Source organism: Dysgonomonas sp. UBA7630, assembly GCF_002483985.1.
GTDB lineage: Bacteria > Bacteroidota > Bacteroidia > Bacteroidales > Dysgonomonadaceae > Dysgonomonas.
Map to the genome: position 1 here is coordinate 94,955 of NZ_DLIY01000028.1, position 15,770 is coordinate 110,724.

Here is a 15,770-nt window from a genome sequence, read left to right on the forward strand (position 1 = left end):
TCACCTTTTGATAAAACTAAAATATAACTGAATATGATTAAACACATCGTAATGTGGAAGCTGAAGGATGAAGCTCACGGAAATGATAAAGCTACAAATGCAAAGCTGATAAAAGAGAAACTGGAAGCTTTGTCGGGCAAAATTGATGGATTACTCAAGATAGAAGTAGGTATCGACTTCTTAGGAGGTGGCAACTTTGATGTTGCTCTTTATTCAGAATTGAGTAAGAAAGAGGATTTAGAAATATATCAGAATCATCCGTTACATCAGGCTGTTCTTCCTTTTATCAGAGAGGCTGTAATAGATAGAAAAGCCGTAGACTTTGAGGTATAAATGCAAGAAGATATAATAAAAGACATTCGTAAGAGATGCCGTATGGCTATGAACGGCATCGTTTCAACAAACATGCGCCAGCGTGGTTTGGATTACAAGCTAAACTTTGGCTTGTCTGTTCAGCAAATAAAAGATTTAGCGAAGCGTTATCAACCCGATTTAGAATTGGCTGAAATCCTTTGGGCAGACAATACCCGTGAGTTGAAAATATTGGCAACTCTACTTTATCCAACAGATTCTTTTACAAAAGAAAAGGCTGATGAATGGGTTTTATCTATTCCCAATCAGGAGATAAGAGAACAGGTTTGTGCAAACTTGCTTCAGAATGTGACATTTGCCAGAGAGATAGCATTGGAATGGGCAAAATCACCAGTTGCAGATGTCAGAGCCACTGGTTATTGGCTATTAGCTCGTTTGTTTATTACTAAGAAGACTGAACCTGTAGCTGTAGAATTAATATCAACTATTTGGGATGATGTGATATCCGAGGATATTTTTCTGCGAAATGCTGCATTATTAACACTAAAGCATACCGGACGCCAGTCTAAAGATATTGCAGATCGCATTCTTCAAAAATTATCTGTATACAAGGAAGATAAAGATCTGATAAAGCAAGAGGCGTTTAATAGTATGGCTTTCGAGTTTGATTATTTCTTTGAGGGTTGAAAAATAGAATTTTGTTGTAATGTTAGAAAAATTAATAGGTGATTTAAAACAAAAGTATAAAGGAATTCGCTATTCCAATTTGCTAAAAGACAGAGAGTGGTGGTTTACAATTTCTCCAGAGTCATTCAACACTACTTTGTACTTAATGCTTATTGATAAGAGTTCTGCTAATATTAGGATACTAAAGATAAACACAACGGAGCAATTCGTTGGTATTCTTCCTCGAAAGGAGGGTGTATATCTTTCGGGACAGTATGATCTATATTTTTCTATTGATAAAAAAAGTGTTTTAAAAGTTCGCTATTTAACTAGTTCTGGTTACGTTGAAAGTGATGTTTCTATGAATGTTTTAGAGTTTATAGAAATAGAGAAATACTTATTTGCAAATTCTCCAATTATTGAAACTCTGGAAGATTTGATTGATAATCTTTTGACAATAGAGGCATATCTTGGAGGTGATTATTCTGAAGAAGAAAGGAAGTTTGCTATATCTCTTGTTCAAAGAGGATATAACTTTGTTGCCTATAAAGTTCAAAATGAGTGGCATTTTGCTCCTAGTAGATTTGTTGGTTATAAAGACAACAATATATACAAGTTCCTCAATAATGATAGTAAAGAAGGTAAAGAAACTATACCAATAATTAACGAAATAGCTAAAAAAGAACTTTGTTTTGATCCGATACTAGAAAAAGCATATATAGAATATTGTGAATTGTTAAATATAGAACTGCATCATAATAAAAGACAATATTGGTTTTTTGATTTTACAGATACTAGCTTTGAAAAGTTAGCTAATAAGCATGAAAATAGATATCAAGAAGGCTGTCTTATAGAACGGAGACATAAAAAGAGAGAAAGAAATAGAAAGTTAGTTGAAGAAGCAAAACGTCGATTTCGGAATAAACATAATGGACAAATTTATTGTGAAATTTGTGGATTCAATTTTATGAGTACATATGGTATCGACTATATTGAAGTACATCATTTGAAAGCTCTTATGGATATGGAAGAAGGAGATGTTACAAGTTTAGATGATGTGTGTTTAGTTTGTTCTAATTGTCATCGAGTAATTCATAGCCAATATCCTTTTTTGACTATTGATCAAGTAACAAAATTAATAAAGTCAAGACAATGATGTCTTATACTACTTAGTTATGTTGCTAATGCCAGATTTCTCCCTCATATTATTCTTCGTTATTCTTATACCGGCTTATGTATTGATAAAGCATTTTAAGGGTAGAAGAGAGCCTTTGGCTTTATTGGTGATGTCTGTCCTTTCTATTCTTTGTTGGCTGCTGATAGGAGTTGTACTTTACTTTCTGGATATAGATATGCAAGCAACGGCATTGTTAGTCAATGTCTTGATTTTTTTACCTATCTTCCTTTCCTCTCTCATCTTATTGATAAAGCTAATTCTCTTTGTAAGAGATAAATATAAAAAGCGAGGTGAAATATCCCATTAATTAAGATACTTCACCCCGCTTAATATTCTTAGATTATAAATACCTTAACTACTTGCCAATAGCATATCTTAGTCCCACGTAGAATTTACGACCCTGAGTTGGTCCCCACACCATTGTGGCATCAAAGTCATCACCAAATGGATTTTCTGCCGAGACGATTGGATTCTTTTGTTTGAAATCTGTAATGTTTTCTGCACCCACATAGATACTCCAATTACGGAAATTCTTAGTGATCTGTGCATTCAGTATTGTAAACGAATCGAATGTAGTTTTCCACAAAGGATTCACCGTATCAGGGGTTGGCATACGTCCACCTCCGTTAAATTGGGCGGTAAGGTCGAATACCCATTTTTTTAAGCGGGTTTCGTAAGAGCCTGTTAGAAGTGCTTTGTAATCACTTATCAAAGGTTTCTTCATTAGTTTATCTCCGTAAGTTGTTTTTGCATTTGTCCAACGATACGCCCCCAATATATTAAACCCTTTGAATAAGGGGTATGACACTTCTATCTGATAACTATCGGCATACGATTTGCCCGACAGATTATAGAACTTTACAGCATGAGGGTCGCTATCTACATCGGTTACCACCTGATTGTCAAAGTCTGTTCTGTACCACTCTCCCGATATGGTTAGCTCTTCTCCTCTGATTGGTATATGAAAAGAGATGCTTGTACCATAGTTCCATGCCGATTCTTGTTGCAGATTATCTGCTATTTCTATCTTGCGGCTGCTTGCCAAGAAGTAGCTGTTTTCAGGCATAACAAATACTGTACGATAGCCTTTCCCCGCAGATGCTCTAAGGTTTAGCCACTCTACAGGCATATACTTTAAGTGTAGGCGTGGCGTAACGAATGCTTTTTTGTGCAGGGTGCTGTAGTCTGTCCGCAATCCGGCTAGGGCAATGAACTTGTCATCCTTGTTAAAGGTATATTGCAGATATCCTCCTGTTACAGTTTCTTCATTGGGCTGATTTGTGATTGGCTGAGTCAGATAAATCGATTGATTGTATTTGTCCCAGTTCATGCTTAAACCTGCACTTAGTTGGTGCATCTTGCCAAACCCTGTTTCATACATCAATGATGCATACAGATTATTTTCATACACATTGTATTTGTCGGCTGCATACTTTGATTTCTGATCGTGGTGTGAGCCTGTGAATATCAGAGCAATATTGCCATTACGCTCTTCATCTACAATGTATGAATTTTTTGTGTAAAATTCTCCTCTGTTTGTCTTTACAGATATTTCGTATGGGTCAGTATTAATGGAGGCAGAATTTAAAGTATGCATTGTTTGCCCACTGGTACGGTAATCTTGTAAGAAACGAACGCCGAATTGTGAAGCATATCTGCCCGACATATAATTCCACCTGTTCATCATATTAAACTGGTGTTTCTTCGGCATATCTAAGAAGCTGTCATCGTTGTCGTCATGTGATGCAGATTCATTCGAATAATGCAAGAATACTCCCATGCTTAATTTATCATTCAAGATAAATGCTGCATCGGCATTGCCTTCGTATCTTCCGGCATCACTCGAAAATAAATTCAAGCTGAGAGGATCTGCGCTATTTGGCTTTTTGTATTCCACATTCATTTGTCCTGTAATCGACTCATAACCGTTCTTTACCGAAGCTGCGCCTTTAGATATCTGTATGCTTTCCATCCATGGTCCGGGTATGTAATCCAGTCCGTATACTGAGGCTGCACCTCTAAAGTTAGGATAGTTTTCTGTTAATGTTTGCACGTAAGTTCCGGCTAGCCCGAGCAGTTGTATTTGTTTAGCTCCCGTTACCGCATCGCTAAATGATACATCTACCGAAGGGTTTGTTTCGAAGCTTTCGGAAAGGTTGCAACATGCCGCACGGTGCAGTTCTTTGGTTGTTATTTTTTCGGTATTCAAGAGGCTTGTCCGAGATTTGATTGTTCCCGGTACTGTTCTTTCTACGACCACCTCACCTAATTCGGCATTTTCTTGCAATACAACGTTTTGTGTCTCTGCAAAATCATGTATGTGGATAACTTTATCTTCAAATCCGACATACGATATGGCGAGCATGTGATCTTTGTGTGGTGTACCCGATATTTCAAAATAGCCATGTTCGTCAGTCATTACTCCCGCTTTTGCATTCTCCCATCGTACCGATGCACCTATTAAGGGCTGTTTTTGGTTGTCAAATACATACCCTTTCAATATGTCTTTGCTAAAGGCGAAAATGGGAATAAGGAGAAGTAAAATAAATATTTTAAATGTTTTCATTTGGATTCTTATTATTTGATTTGTAAAATACAATAGAAACTTTGTTGTATACCCGATTGGTACACAATAAGCAGATATGTATTACAAAAATCAAATAATAAGTACGCGAATGAGGGACAGGTATTCACGAGGTGGAATATCCGGTGGAGATTCGAATATAGAATTATCCTGAGTATATAAAGAATTATCTGTAAGGATACTCAAAGGAATAGTTGGAGAAGCATCCGATATCCAAACGAATGGTACGGATACTATCGGTATCGGTCTGAATGAAGAGGCATCAATATCTATAGATAAACGAGAGGCGGTGCAAGATATATCTTGAGTGAAAGAAGTGTCTCCGCACGATTCATCGTGTGATACATCTTTGTGCATCGAACAGCAATCACCTTTCTGCTCCGCTTTCTGATGTTCTAGAGAACAACATGTATGTTGCTCGGTCATGAAAAGGGTTTGCTCGCTACATGAATTGCAGCAATAGTTTATAATTGTAACCCCCGCACCGGTAAGAAACACCGTTGCGGCAGCAATTATAAGGATTATATTTTGCGCAAATCTTTTCATATCAAATGCAAAGATATGAGAAAATTATAGACAGATATAGGTTTTAAGTTTTTTTTAATTTAGAGTGATTCTATTTAGTCTTTTCTCTATTCTCTCTATTTCGTTACTTCATCAATCAGATAAAATATAGACTTGAAGTTTATATCGCTGTATTCGCTCATCCCGATTTCGCAAGTGCGGCTCGTAGAGTAGCCGTCTTTACATCCGGCAGGGATTTGTTCGTTGAGGTGTCTTTGCCCGTGAGCATTCAACTCTGGATATGTGAATCCTCTATCGCCGGCAAAACCGCAACAATTTGTATCCACAAAGGCAACCTCTTTGGCGCATAACTTGGCCAATTGCAAAAGCTTTTGTTCCATACCAATTTTTTTTACAGAGCATACAGGGAAAACAGTCACTATATTCCGAGGGTGTTTGATTTCGAGTTTAGGCATCACAAAGTCGAGCATAAACTCTATCGGGTCATATATCTTTAAATCTTTATTCTCGTATGCCTCATGAAATGTATAGAAGCATGGACTCATATCAAACAGAATAGGATATTTCCCATTTTCTGAAGCTTTCAATAATGCATTTTCCAGCTCTTTCGATTTGCGGGCACCCTCTTCTTTTAGACCCTTACTGCTAAACGCCATCCCACAGCAAAGGCTATTGATACCCTCGGGGTAAATAATCGAAAATCCTGCACGTTGTAAAAGTTCCTGTGTCTTTTTTGTCAACTCTACATCACCCTTTTCATAGCCATTTGATTTGCCCATTGAACGGTTTATACACGAAGGAAAGTAAACAACTTTATCCACCTGTCCTTCATTTATTACCATATCCTTTATCTTGCTCGCTCCCTTAGGCATATCCTTATTCCATTTTGGAATCGTTTTTAGAGATAAGGTTCGCATCGTAGAGGCGATTCCACTCATCAGTGTATCGCCTAATATAGAATGGACGAAGTGAACAAAATTAAGTCCGACTCTAGCTACCGAGGTAGTTCCGGCCATGCGGTTGCCAATGTAAGATGCTACTTTTTTTGCTGTGTCCGATGCTTCTTCATGTCGGACATGCTTGATAAATTTGCCAGTATCTATTTTTACAGGGCAAACCAAGCCACACAGTCCATCTGTAGCACACGTTTCGTCTGAATAATACTTGGCGTCATTCAGTATTTGTTTCAACCGTGAAGGATCTTCTCCGAATGCTTTTAGTCTTGATATCTCACGGGCAATGACGATCCGCTGGCGTGGCGATAGGGTTAACCCCTCTGCAACACAGTTTGGTTCGCAAAAGCCACATTCCATACATTTATCTATTATCTCATTTGCTGCAGGAAGAGGTTTCAGATTCTCAAGATGTATCTTGGGGTTCTCGTTGATGATCACGCCCGGATTTATAAGTTTATGAGGATCAAAAATATCTTTAATCTTGAGCATGATTTTATAAGCTGCTTCTCCCCATTCTTTTTCTACAAAAGGAGCCATGTTGCGCCCTGTTCCATGCTCAGCTTTTAATGAACCGTCAAACTTGTTGACAACAATGTCGGCCAGTTCGTCCATCATGTCTGCATACTTCTGTACCTCGCTTGTACTGTTGAAGTCCTGAGAGAACACGATATGGAAGTTGCCGNNCAGCATATCCTAAACGCTTGAATAAATCTTTTAAAGCCACACATGCATCTCCCAGTCTATCTATTGGAAACGCAACATCTTCTATAAGACATGTTGTTCCTGTTTTTCGTAGGCCTCCAATGGAGGACAGAAGTCCTTTGCGAGCTTTCCAGTTAAAATTATATTCTTTAGGATCAGAAGTAAACTTATATGGTTGTACTGTGGGATATGTTTCAATTGCCTTGCGGATGATAGCCTCTTTTTCATTCATTTCGGGTTGTTCGTTGGCTTGTATTTCTACCAGCAACAAACAGGCTGTTTCGGGTAATGTCCGAAAATATGAAGGAGCTTCCGGATCGTCTTCGATAGATCGTATAGAATCTCTATCGAGTAATTCTACTGCAGACACAGGTGTCTTTTTGAGCATAGGAACTACTTCACAGGCTTTCTCTATGGTTTCGAAGATCATTAGAGTACAAGCTTTATGTTTTTCATCAACAACCGTATGGTAGGTTATGTCGGAGGTGAAAGCGAGTGTCCCCTCCGAACCAATCATCAGGTGCTTAATGATATCGAAAGGATCTTCATAATCTACTAATGCATTTATGCTATATCCTGTCGTGTTCTTTATTTTATACTTTTGTTTAATACGCTCTGTAAGCGTATTGTCTGCTTTTATTTTATCTCTAAGTTTTTCTATTTCACGGATAATTTCAGGGTGTTTTTCTGTGAAATCCAATTTACTTTTTTCATCCGAAGTATCCAGAATAGTACCGTCATAGAGGACGATGCGGATATCTGCAATTGTTTTATATGAGTTCTGATCTGTACCACAGCACATTCCGCTCGCATTATTCGCGGCTATACCCCCGATCATTGCGGCATTGATAGATGCCGGATCGGGACCTATCTTACGACCAAATGGCTGTAGGTGAATATTTGCTCTGGCACCTGTTATTCCGGGTTGCAGCTTTATCTTTAAAGCGTCATCATCAAGAATCGTATATTTCCGCCATTCGTGTGTTGCTACCATCAGTACCGAGTCGGTTATCGCTTGCCCCGAAAGGCTTGTGCCTGCTGCCCGATATGTTACCGGAATATTAAGTTTTCCTGTCTGACGTATTACTTCTACAGCTTCTTCTTCTGTATGCACTTGTACTACTATTTTAGGTATCAGGCGATAAAAACTTGCATCAGTACCGTATGCTAATAGTTGTAGAGGATTGGTAATAATTCGTTTCGACGGAATTGTTTTAGATAATTCTTTTTTCAGTTGCTGATAATTATCAGGTAACATAGTATTTAGCTTTTTAGTGATCAGTATAGATAAACGGTTTCGGAAAACCTATGCAATTTATAAAACATATTTGAAATAGAGGTACGTTTTAGACTTATTTCAATGGTGAGTAAATGTGATAAAAACCTAAAAGGTCAACGAATTATTTAGAGGTCTGAGGTTTATTTTGTATATTTATTATTCTTTTTAGTTTTGGAGATATGAGTTGCTAAAAAGCATAAATTGATATATTTTTCCTCTGCTATAATTTATTAAATACAAGAAAAAAGACTAATTTTGCTACTCAAATTTTAACAAACAAAAAACGAAATACATTATTCATTTTTAAACAAATAAAAACAATGAGAATCGAGAAAATTTTCGCACGTGAAATCTTGGATTCAAGAGGTAATCCTACAATTGAAGTTGATGTAACTTTGGAATGTGGCGTGGTTGGTCGTGCTGCAGTACCATCTGGTGCTTCAACTGGTGAAAACGAAGCTTTGGAACTTCGCGACGGTGACAAAAAACGCTACCTTGGTAAAGGTGTAGTGAAAGCTGTTGACAATGTAAACAAAGTTATCGCTCCAGCTCTTTTAGGTGAATCTGCTCTTGATCAAAGAGGTATCGATTTGAAAATGATTGCCCTTGACGGAACAAAGACTAAGTCTAATTTAGGAGCTAATGCTATTCTTGGTGTTTCTCTTGCTGTAGCTAAAGCTGCTGCTAACTACCTTGAACTTCCTTTGTATCGCTATATTGGTGGTACTAACACTTATACTCTTCCTGTACCAATGATGAATATCATCAACGGTGGATCTCACTCTGATGCTCCTATCGCATTCCAAGAGTTTATGATCCGTCCGGTAGGTGCTCCTTCTTTCAAAGAAGGTTTGCGCTGTGGTGCTGAAGTATTCCACGCTTTGAAGAAAGAATTCCACGACAGAGGTCTTAGTACAGCTGTAGGTGACGAAGGTGGTTTTGCTCCAACATTGAATGGAACAGAAGATGCTCTTGAATCAATCCTTAAAGCTATTAAAGCAGCAGGATATGAGCCGGGAAAAGATGTTACAATCGCTTTAGACTGTGCTGCTTCTGAATTCTTCAAAGGTGGTGTTTATGACTATTCTAAATTTGAAGGTCCTAACGGAGCTAAGCGTACATCAGCAGAACAAGTTGAATTCCTTGCAAGCCTAGTAGCTAAATACCCTATCGATTCTATCGAAGATGGTATGGGCGAAAATGACTGGGACGGATGGAAATTGCTTACAGACAAACTTGGAGATAAAGTTCAGTTGGTAGGTGACGACTTGTTTGTAACTAACGTTGAGTTCTTGAAAAAAGGTATAGAAACAGGTTGTGCTAACTCAATCCTTATCAAAGTAAACCAAATCGGTTCACTTACTGAAACTTTGGATGCTATCGAAATGGCTCACCGTGCAGGTTACACTAGCGTAACTTCTCACCGTTCGGGAGAAACTGAAGATGCTACAATTGCTGATATCGCAGTTGCAACTAACTCAGGCCAAATCAAAACAGGTTCATTGAGCCGTTCAGACCGTATGGCTAAATACAACCAATTACTTCGTATCGAAGAAGAACTTGGAGACAAAGCTGTTTATGGATGGCAACGTGTACAACGTAAAAAATAAGGAGCAAACTTCTTTATATAACAAAGGCTGTCCCTATCGGAACAGCCTTTGTTTGTTTAGTTTCTTTTGTATCTATATATTTTAGTTTTCTCCCCTTGATAGAGATTATCGCCTACAACAAAATCCTTATTCGACCCAATCTTTGGCGAAATCTTAGTATCTTTACCAACTCCAAAATTTCTTACTGCCGTTCCGGCTAAGTTTAGTGACATATGAAATATATTCGACTTATAATCTTTTCAATACTTATAATATCAAGTGTCTCCGTTTATTCTCAAAGTGAAAAAGATACACCTCGTAATGGTGAAGGTATACTCGCTTTTCTGAGAAGAAATAAACGTACAGGAGCAGAAAATCTTAATACGTTTCTAGAGTTGAATAAAGGAAAGTTTGGCAAAGGAGATTCCTTGTTGAAGGATGTTTCGTATCTATTACCTGACACGGATAAGGATAATACGAGAAAAACAGAGAACGAAGTTTTTGATTCTGGTCAAACGGGTAAAAAAACGGAGAATAAGCTTTTTGGAGAAAAATATGCGGAATATACGATTAAATCAGATAAGCTAAAAGGTGCTTGTTTCTTCTTATCTAGCGGGCATGGAGGTCCTGATCCGGGAGCAATGGCAGAGGTAGACGGGTACGAGCTTTGCGAAGATGAGTATGCTTATGATATAACACTCAGGCTTGCACGCAACTTGATGGAAGAAGGTGCTACAGTATATATGATTATTCAAGATGCAGAGGATGGCATAAGAGATGATCGTTATTTGTCGAACAGTAAGCGTGAAACTTGTATGGGTGCTACTATTCCTTTGAACCAGATTGCCCGATTGAAGCAACGGACAGATAAAATTAACAGCTTGAGTAAGCGTTCGAAAGCAAAATATAAAAGATCTGTTTTTATCCATTTGGATAGCAGAAGTCAGAAACAACAACTAGATGTATTTTTCTATTACTCAAAGAATAGTACTGTGGGTAAAAAACTAGCGAACACAATGCGTGAGACTTTCAGTGATCATTATGACAAGCATCAGCCGGATAGAGGCTTCACTGGAACAGTAAGTACACGAACCTTATACGTTCTTGATAAAACTCTGCCTGTAGGTATTTATGCCGAGCTTGGCAATATTCAGAATAGTTTCGACCAGCGTCGCTTTTTACAATCAGATAACAGGCAGGCTTTAGCCAATTGGATGTGTAGGGGTTTCATCAAAGACTATGAGAACTGGAAAAAGGGAAAGTAAAGAATAGATATTCTAATGCTATTTAGCCCTTATCCTTTTGAATATTGATAACACAACAATACAACAGATGAAGAAAGCCGCCATTGTCAGTTATCATAAAAACTAATATATTTGTATAAATACAAAAAAGTCCATTATGAGATTATTACTTATCAGCAATTCAACGAATCCGGGAGAGGCGTATTTAGACTATCCGAAGTATAACATTAAAGAGTTTTTAGGAGAAAAACCTATAGAAGCACTATTTATTCCTTATGCTGCGGTTACTTTTTCTTACGATGAGTATGAGAAGAAAGTCAATGATCGTTTCAAAGAAATAGGACATAGTGTTGTTAGTATTCATCACTACGACGATCCTGTAAAAGCAGTTGAAGAAGCAGAGGCTATTGTAGTAGGAGGCGGTAATACATGGAAGCTTGTTCGCATGATGCGTGATAATAAGATTATAGAGCTTATTAGTAAAAGAGTAAAACAAGGAGTTCCATATATAGGATGGAGTGCCGGTTCAAATGTGGCTTGTCCTACATTGCGAACAACAAACGATATGCCGATCATCGACCCAAAAGGATTTGATGTGGCAAATCTGGTTCCTTTTCAAATAAACCCGCATTATCTGGATACACATCCCGAGAATCATGGAGGCGAAACACGTGAAGATCGTATCAGAGAATTTATAACAGAAAATCAGGATATATATGTTGTAGGGCTGCGAGAAGGCTCTATGCTGAATCTCGAAGGCGATGACTTGAGGCTTATCGGTAAAAAGACTGCACGTATATTCAAATATGGCGAAGAGCCAAGAGAACTGAAAACAGATGATGATTTCAGTTTTCTACTGAAGAAGTGATTAAAGACTCATCTTATCAATAGACATACCACACTCATAGCCCTCTTCGTAGAGTGCTGTGAGTTTGTTTATATCTTTTTCTATACGGTCTACAATGATCGGTTTTTGAGGTCTGATAACAAATACTGATCCTTCCTCCTCAAGCTTTTCTATCAAATCCAATTGAGAATTATAAAGACTATTTCTGTTACTTAAAGCCTCACGCATAGCCGGATATTTCCGGTAAATGAAAGATGGTATTTTTATGTCTTTGCTTTCTTTTCTGTATCCCTTGTTGCGTGTAAGAATTACTATGTTTTTTTTATAACCCTGATCTATTGCCCTGTTTACAGGTATTGAGTCGCAGATGCCTCCATCAAGCATAGGAGTGTCGTCTACATACGCTATAGGGCACATAATAGGTAAGCTGCTGGATGCTTTCACAATATCTATAACCCTTTCTTTATTCGATTTTTCTTCCAAATATTCTGCTTTTCCTGTCAGGCAATTAGACGTTACCATCTCGAACCGTGATGGAGAGGAAAAATAAGTCTGATAATCGTAGGGTATGATATTTTCAGGAAACTCATGGAACAGTAAATCGAAGTCCATGATATTTCGTTTCTTTATATAATGTTTAAGCCCTATATATTTATACTTAGCTAGAAGGTCTATGTTGCTATACTTAGCTCTCCCTTGTTGTTTGGATATAAAAGAGAGCCCATTACATGCCCCCGCAGATACACCAATTGCATAAGGGAATTCTATATTTCGACTCATAAAATAATCCAGAACTCCACAGGTGAAAACTCCACGCATACCTCCTCCTTCAAGTACTAATCCTATCTCTGATGTATTAATCATCTTCGTTTTTATACTTATTGGGGGTTAAAGGTAGCAATTTTTGCAATAAAAAAAGTTCTGCTCTTTATCACAAAGAACAGAACTCGAAAAGTAGTAATTCTAAGTATGTGGCTTATTTATTAGCAATAAGACCACTGGAATTATTGTTTACTTGAACTTGCTTAACTGTTAATAGTTTTCCGCTCGCATCATCATATACGTGTATTAAATGCTGTGATTTGGTAGACCATGTTGCCATATTTTTATCCCATTTGGTGAAGATAAGATTGGCCACTTTGCTTCCATCCGAATTATATTCATATACATATTTATAAGTTCCAACCCATCCTTGTGAACTCCATTTGTAATATGTTTTTTCCTTCAGATTGTTTTTTGTATCGTAGACAAACACAGCTTTTTTCAAAGCTTCTAATGAAGTGCCGTCTACTGTTGTATATTCTTTTGTGCAACCGTATTTAGTGGTTTCAATATTACTATATACTTTGTCTTTTGAATTTCCTGCATATATATTAGAGAATGAAAATAGCGTTGCCAAAACTGTTGTTAAAAATATTGCTTTCATGTCGGTATCTTTTAAATTGTTACCTTGTTAATAGATCGAAATTTTGTTTTTTTAAGCGCTTTCTATATATATGACGTTGTCAACTATCGAATAGTTACAAAAATATTGGATTGTTTTTAGTACTATGTTATGCATAGAAGTGTGTTTTGTGTATATATGTTTGTAAATTAGTCGTTTATTGTTGGTGTTAATTAAGGTTAATGGTTGGCTGTTTGTTCTTTTATAGCCATATTTTTTATGATATAATTAATAAAATACTTTTCAGTAAGGTGAAACAACTTATCTTTACATCGTTTTCTGCTTACAGATAATATAGAATATTATTTATTGTCCTTAATGAATTAAAGAAATGGAAAAGATTGATTTTTATCAGGTTATAGATGGTATTAAGCAAGTCATTAATGCCGAAGAGCAATTCCTGCTATCATTGTCAGAAGAACTGATAAGCACGAAAGTAAATAAGCAGAACAGAAATATAAAACAGATACTTGGACATTTAGTAGATTCAGCGTCTAATAATATACATCGTATTATCCATTTGCAAAACCAGCCTAGTCCATTGATTTTCCCCGATTATGCTAACTTGGGAAATAATGACAGATGGATCGCTATTCAGGATTATCAGACAGAGAATTGGGAGGACCTGGTTCAATTATGGAAATATTCCAACCTCCACATAATGCATGTTATCAAACATGTAGACACTGATAAGCTCGGTAATGAATGGATTACAGCCCTTGGGGATAAAGTCTCTCTAAAAGAGATGATTACAAATTACCTCCCTCATTTGCACTTGCATATAAATGAGATTCATGAGCTGCATGCCAGTAATGCTTAAGGCATACTCCTCAAAATAAAGAGAGGATTTGGAAACCCCAAATCCTCTTCTATTATAAGTTATTATTTCCCTCAATTAATATGCTCTGGCGAATACCACTCGTTGAGTAGATGGTTTTCCTGTAACCATACATTTGCCGGGAGTTTTATCTCCTTCGAGAGGGATGCAGCGTATTGTTGCTTTGGTTTCAGCTTTCACTTTTTCTTCAGTTTCGGTGGTGCCATCCCAGTGAGCAAGAATAAATACACCTTCCTCTATCTTCTCTTTAAACTCTTCGTATGTCTCTACAGTGATCGTCTGCTTAGCTCTGAAATCGAACGCTTTTTTGTAGATGTTAGCTTGAATATCATCCAATAGATTCTTGATATACATATCCAGCCCATCGCATGATACAGTCTCTTTAGTCAGCGTGTCGCGGCGAGCAACTTCTACTGTGTTATTTTCCATATCGCGCGCGCCCATAGCCAAACGTACAGGAACTCCTTTCAATTCATATTCAGAGAATTTCCATCCCGGTTTTTTGTTGTCTGCATTGTCATATTTAACACTGATGCCAAGAGCTTTCAATGATTTTACAATGCCATCTACCTTTTGGTTGATCAAGGCTAGTTGTTCTTCACCTTTATATATAGGAACAATAACAACTTGGAAAGGAGCTAATTTTGGAGGAAGTACAAGCCCATTATCATCCGAGTGTGCCATTATCAGAGCTCCGATAAGGCGGGTAGATACTCCCCATGAAGTAGCCCATACGTAATCCATCTTACCCTCTTTATCCGCAAATTTTACATCAAATGCTTTTGCGAAATTCTGTCCAAGGAAGTGAGATGTTCCCGATTGAAGGGCTTTTCCATCCTGCATCATGGCTTCGATTGTATATGTATCTACAGCACCGGCAAATCGTTCAGATGCTGATTTCACACCTTTAATTACAGGCACAGCCATATACTCTTCAGCAAACTGAGCATACACGTTCAACATTTTTTCTGCTTCCTCTACCGCTTCTTCTTTTGTGGCATGAGCAGTATGCCCTTCTTGCCACAAGAATTCTGCGGTACGCAGGAATAAACGGGTACGCATCTCCCAACGTACAACATTTGCCCATTGATTTACCAAAATAGGTAGATCTCTATATGATTGTATCCAATTACGGTACGTATTCCAGATAATCGTTTCGGAAGTTGGACGAACAATAAGTTCTTCTTCCAATTTTGCATCAGGGTCAACTATTACTCCTTTTCCGTCAGGATCATTTTTTAGACGGTAGTGAGTTACAACAGCACATTCTTTGGCAAAACCTTCAACATGGTCAGCCTCTTTACTCAAAAATGATTTGGGGATGAAAAGCGGGAAGTAAGCATTCATGTGTCCTGTTTCTTTGAACATATCGTCTAATTGACGTTGCATTTTTTCCCAAATCGCATAGCCGTATGGCTTTATCACCATACATCCGCGTACAGCAGAATTTTCTGCTAAATCTGCTTTTAATACCAAATCGAGATACCACTGACTGTAATCTTGACTTCGAGGTGTCAGTTCTTTAAGTTCTTTTGCCATATTATTGAATTCTGTTTTTCCAAAATTGCTACAAAGTTAGTAAAAGCCCTTAATTAAATGATATTTGA

Annotated in this window: 16 protein-coding genes; 8 read left to right on the forward strand and 8 right to left on the reverse strand. The window is 37.5% G+C overall.

What is annotated here, in order from left to right; translation table 11 throughout:
- The first annotated feature begins 33 nt into the window (after positions 1-33).
- Genes B3P17_RS12520 through B3P17_RS12535 form a run of 4 tightly spaced genes read left to right on the forward strand, consistent with a single transcriptional unit; the run spans position 34 to position 2,462 of the window.
- Positions 34-333 carry a Dabb family protein gene (locus B3P17_RS12520; RefSeq protein WP_006842049.1) on the forward strand — a complete coding sequence of 100 codons (300 nt, stop codon included), beginning with the start codon at positions 34-36 and terminating at the stop codon, positions 331-333.
- Complete coding sequence (locus B3P17_RS12525; RefSeq protein ID WP_252638504.1) at positions 334-999, forward strand: DNA alkylation repair protein; 666 nt, start codon at positions 334-336, stop codon at positions 997-999.
- A gap of 19 nt (positions 1,000-1,018) precedes the next feature.
- On the forward strand, positions 1,019-2,134 hold the full coding sequence (locus B3P17_RS12530) for an HNH endonuclease (protein WP_252638505.1): 1,116 nt from the start codon (positions 1,019-1,021) through the stop codon (positions 2,132-2,134).
- A 19-nt stretch (positions 2,135-2,153) separates the two neighbouring features.
- Positions 2,154-2,462 (forward strand): hypothetical protein, encoded by a 309-nt coding sequence (locus B3P17_RS12535; RefSeq protein ID WP_252638506.1) that lies wholly within the window; start codon positions 2,154-2,156, stop codon positions 2,460-2,462.
- 48 nt (positions 2,463-2,510) lie between these two features.
- On the opposite strand, the gene B3P17_RS12540 is transcribed toward B3P17_RS12535, so the two are convergent.
- From B3P17_RS12540 to B3P17_RS12555, 4 genes are all read right to left on the reverse strand, one after another.
- Positions 2,511-4,721: a TonB-dependent receptor gene (locus B3P17_RS12540; protein WP_252638507.1), complete on the reverse strand. Its 2,211-nt coding sequence runs from the start codon at positions 4,719-4,721 to the stop codon at positions 2,511-2,513.
- 90 nt (positions 4,722-4,811) lie between these two features.
- Complete coding sequence (locus B3P17_RS12545) at positions 4,812-5,285, reverse strand: hypothetical protein (RefSeq protein ID WP_252638508.1); 474 nt, start codon at positions 5,283-5,285, stop codon at positions 4,812-4,814.
- Positions 5,286-5,380: 95 nt separating this feature from the next.
- Positions 5,381-6,910, reverse strand: coding sequence for a (Fe-S)-binding protein (locus B3P17_RS12550; protein ID WP_291105714.1), 1,530 nt, complete (start codon positions 6,908-6,910; stop codon positions 5,381-5,383).
- Complete coding sequence (locus B3P17_RS12555) at positions 6,795-8,180, reverse strand: FAD-binding oxidoreductase (protein WP_291105716.1); 1,386 nt, start codon at positions 8,178-8,180, stop codon at positions 6,795-6,797. Before B3P17_RS12555 ends, B3P17_RS12550 begins: the two co-directional genes overlap by 116 nt.
- A gap of 341 nt (positions 8,181-8,521) precedes the next feature.
- Between B3P17_RS12555 and eno the strand changes: the two genes are divergently transcribed.
- Positions 8,522-9,811 carry a phosphopyruvate hydratase gene (gene eno / locus B3P17_RS12560; protein WP_006842055.1) on the forward strand — a complete coding sequence of 430 codons (1,290 nt, stop codon included), beginning with the start codon at positions 8,522-8,524 and terminating at the stop codon, positions 9,809-9,811.
- A 56-nt stretch (positions 9,812-9,867) separates the two neighbouring features.
- Here the strand turns inward: eno and B3P17_RS12565 are convergent, their stop codons facing one another.
- Positions 9,868-10,023 (reverse strand): hypothetical protein, encoded by a 156-nt coding sequence (locus tag B3P17_RS12565; protein ID WP_252638510.1) that lies wholly within the window; start codon positions 10,021-10,023, stop codon positions 9,868-9,870.
- Here B3P17_RS12565 and B3P17_RS12570 point away from each other — a divergent pair, their 5' ends adjacent.
- Positions 10,024-11,055, forward strand: a complete 1,032-nt coding sequence (locus B3P17_RS12570) for an N-acetylmuramoyl-L-alanine amidase family protein (protein WP_252638511.1) — start codon at positions 10,024-10,026, stop codon at positions 11,053-11,055.
- Positions 11,056-11,191: 136 nt separating this feature from the next.
- Positions 11,192-11,902: a dipeptidase PepE gene (pepE, locus tag B3P17_RS12575; RefSeq protein ID WP_252638512.1), complete on the forward strand. Its 711-nt coding sequence runs from the start codon at positions 11,192-11,194 to the stop codon at positions 11,900-11,902.
- Here pepE and B3P17_RS12580 read toward each other — a convergent pair whose 3' ends face one another.
- The gene (locus B3P17_RS12580; protein ID WP_252638513.1) at positions 11,903-12,745 is read right to left on the reverse strand and encodes a patatin-like phospholipase family protein; all 843 of its coding nucleotides are present in this window, start codon (positions 12,743-12,745) and stop codon (positions 11,903-11,905) included. It abuts the gene before it with no gap.
- Between the two features lie 112 nt (positions 12,746-12,857).
- The gene (locus B3P17_RS12585) at positions 12,858-13,307 is read right to left on the reverse strand and encodes a DUF3836 domain-containing protein (protein WP_135106958.1); all 450 of its coding nucleotides are present in this window, start codon (positions 13,305-13,307) and stop codon (positions 12,858-12,860) included.
- 349 nt (positions 13,308-13,656) lie between these two features.
- Here B3P17_RS12585 and B3P17_RS12590 point away from each other — a divergent pair, with 349 nt between their 5' ends.
- Positions 13,657-14,145 (forward strand): DinB family protein, encoded by a 489-nt coding sequence (locus B3P17_RS12590; RefSeq protein WP_252638514.1) that lies wholly within the window; start codon positions 13,657-13,659, stop codon positions 14,143-14,145.
- A gap of 75 nt (positions 14,146-14,220) precedes the next feature.
- Here B3P17_RS12590 and proS read toward each other — a convergent pair whose 3' ends face one another.
- The gene (proS, locus tag B3P17_RS12595) at positions 14,221-15,702 is read right to left on the reverse strand and encodes a proline--tRNA ligase (RefSeq protein WP_252638515.1); all 1,482 of its coding nucleotides are present in this window, start codon (positions 15,700-15,702) and stop codon (positions 14,221-14,223) included.
- Positions 15,703-15,770 lie beyond the last annotated feature (68 nt).